This window comes from Methylocaldum sp. (assembly GCF_039794385.1).
GTDB lineage: Bacteria > Pseudomonadota > Gammaproteobacteria > Methylococcales > Methylococcaceae > Methylocaldum.
Window position 1 is genome coordinate 1 of record NZ_JBDIVO010000510.1, and the last position, 2,511, is coordinate 2,511.

General features: G+C 54.7%; 3 protein-coding genes. All 3 read right to left on the reverse strand.

What is annotated here, in order from left to right; genetic code table 11:
• Positions 1-905: TIGR03087 family PEP-CTERM/XrtA system glycosyltransferase (locus ABJK70_RS23480; protein WP_347259311.1), on the reverse strand; the 905-nt coding region annotated here is incomplete at its 3' end.
• A 17-nt stretch (positions 906-922) separates the two neighbouring features.
• Positions 923-1,945, reverse strand: coding sequence for a FemAB family XrtA/PEP-CTERM system-associated protein (locus tag ABJK70_RS23485; RefSeq protein ID WP_347259312.1), 1,023 nt, complete (start codon positions 1,943-1,945; stop codon positions 923-925).
• A gap of 18 nt (positions 1,946-1,963) precedes the next feature.
• On the reverse strand, positions 1,964-2,511 hold a 548-nt coding region (locus tag ABJK70_RS23490), incomplete at its 5' end, for an XrtA system polysaccharide deacetylase (RefSeq protein ID WP_347259313.1).

A 2,511-nucleotide genomic window follows, 5' to 3' on the forward strand; every position in this document is an offset into this window, starting at 1 on the left:
CAACGGGCATGCTTCAGGAAAGGCCGCACATCCTCAACCGCACCGGTTACTGCAACACCCTCGATGCGAGCGAGGTTCCGGACCGCCTCAGTAGGGCGCGCACCAACGATGTAAAAGCGCGCCGTATCCATCTGGCGGCGAATTTCCGGAAATATATCGCGCGCAAACCAAGTGACCGCGTCGATGTTGGCCCAATAATCCATAGCTCCGGTGAATACCATGACATGCTCGCCGGGCGCGTAAGGATTGGCGTAGTCTGCTTGATCCGAAAAATAAGCCGTGTCGACACCGTTCTCGATACTCATAATCCGCTCTTTCACTTCTGGAGCAAGGCCTTTGAACAAGCTCGCCTCGTTTTCCGACACGAAGAGAGAACAGCTAAACGAATTCGCGATCTTGCGGTCATAGCGCGCCAAATACGCCGCCTCCCGCCGGTAAACCCAATTCATCGGCCAGGTTTTTTGGGTTGCATATTGCCGCCATTTGTCGGAATCGACATCGACGAAATCGATGATCCGCGGCACCGACGCATGCTCTACCACATATTGGGCCATCGCCGACGAAAACACCAAGACGGCATGAATGGAGCGCTGCTTCAAAATACCGGCTACCCAAGCGCTCATGCGAGCGTCGGAATAATAAGGCACGGTTAAAGGGAGTCCGACCGCTAATCCCTTGAGGCTCTTGAGTTTGGCGCGTCCTGGGTGCAGCGGAAGCAGACACGCTTCCCCGCAAAAATTTCTTACATCGGATGCATAACGCCAGTCGTTCGGATCGTCCACGAACGCGCCGAGATGAACGCGGTACGACTCCGATAAATATTTGAGCAAGTGAAAGGATCGTATCTTGTCCCCTTTATTCGGCGGGTAGGGAATCCTGTGGGCGAGGAGCAAAATCTCCTTCATAGGCGGTGCCGTAACGTTCAGCCGAGGTTGCGGGAGATCCAGGGGCCCACCAGATTGCTGACCGGCAAAGGCAGACGCTGCCATGCAGCGATGAAATATCGATATTTCGGATTGAGCGGATTTATCTCGGGTACCGCCTTCGCTTTCACCAACTCGTACTCGTAAGCCAATGGTTCGGGCTCGAAGCCCCAGTGCGTCTTGAATCGGTACGAGCCGGTACCTTCTTTGCTTCTACCGTAATCGAATACCCGCACGCCTTTTTCCGTCGCCCGCCGCATGACCTCCCAGTACATGAAATCGTTACCCTTGAGATCCCTGGCTTCTTCGGTTCCGCCGCCATAATACGGGAGCACCTCGTCGCGAAAATAGAAACTCATCACGCTGGCGATAACGCGCCCTTGGTGCTCGATGCTGAGGATTTCGCAAGAATCGCCGAATACGTCCTTCAAGATTGCGAAATAGCGTTTTGAAAATACCGGTGTTCCGAGATTGCGGACGCTCTCGGCATAGGCTCCGAAAAACCGGTCCACACCGGGATCGATGATGCTGCTTAAGCCGGCGGCAATGCCCTTTCGGATCATCGCGCGCTGTTTACGCGGAACGGCCGCGAGATTCTTCTCGGGATCGGGATCCAGAGCTTTCCGGAACGTGACATAGAGCGATTTGGTCGGCCGCCCGGATCCGTGCGGTTTTTGATTCCGAAGCTCCAGATAATCCACCTCGAGTTCCCGTGCAAGATCGCAGGCTGCCTGCTCCAGGGCTGTACGCGCTGCATCGGATTCGGTCGCGGCGCCGCCATACACGCAAAACGGGTTCGATATCAGCGCATTACCGAATAGAAAGCTTTTCACGTGGCCGAGCGGCAATACCCCGACGATCCGACCCTCTTCTTCCGCAAAGAGATAGTGGGTTTCATGGCCGAAGGCGCGTTCGATGATGTCTTGCCAACCGGCGAGATGAAAAAAACTCGCCTCGGTACAGTTATTTACGAATGCATCCCAGTCAGACTTGCGGCTGCCGTCTAATCGCTTAATTTCCATGCAAGATTTCGGTCCGGGTTAATTGTGGTGTGGAGACAAAAACACATGAGCCATCGTGTTCCAGCGAAAGTCGTGTAAAAGACGGCGCAAGCGCGATTCGGTCCGAGAAAGATTCAGGTAGTGGCGAAACCGTGTTTTCAGATTGATGCCTCGCTGCCTCGGCTGATCCGGATCGATTTCCCAAGGGTGAAAATAAAACACGCATGATTGCCGGTCTTTCCGATTCACTCGCTCGATGGCCCAGCGAGACACCCGATAGGGCAGCAAACGGAAATAGCCGCCACCGCCGCACGGTAATTTCTTATTGCTTAATTCAACCGTAGTTACGGGTATTTCCAGCAACCCGTCCGGTCTGCACGGCCTGAACGAGAAGCGCGGCGCTTCCGGCATGCCGTACAGATCATGCTTTACAGGATAGATGCTGGAGCTGTAACGGAATCCGGATTCTTCCAGAACCTCTAGCGCCCAGAGGTTTTTGGAACCGATCGAATAGCTGGCCGCACGATATCCCAGAACCGGGACTCCGCCGAGATCTTCGAGCAAACGCTTGGTCCGCAAAACATCGT

Excerpts from the sequence above, each read along its gene's own strand:
- ABJK70_RS23485 (WP_347259312.1), bottom strand. The coding sequence starts at position 1,945 with ATGGAAATTAAGCGATTAGACGGCAGCCGCAAGTCTGACTGGGATGCA.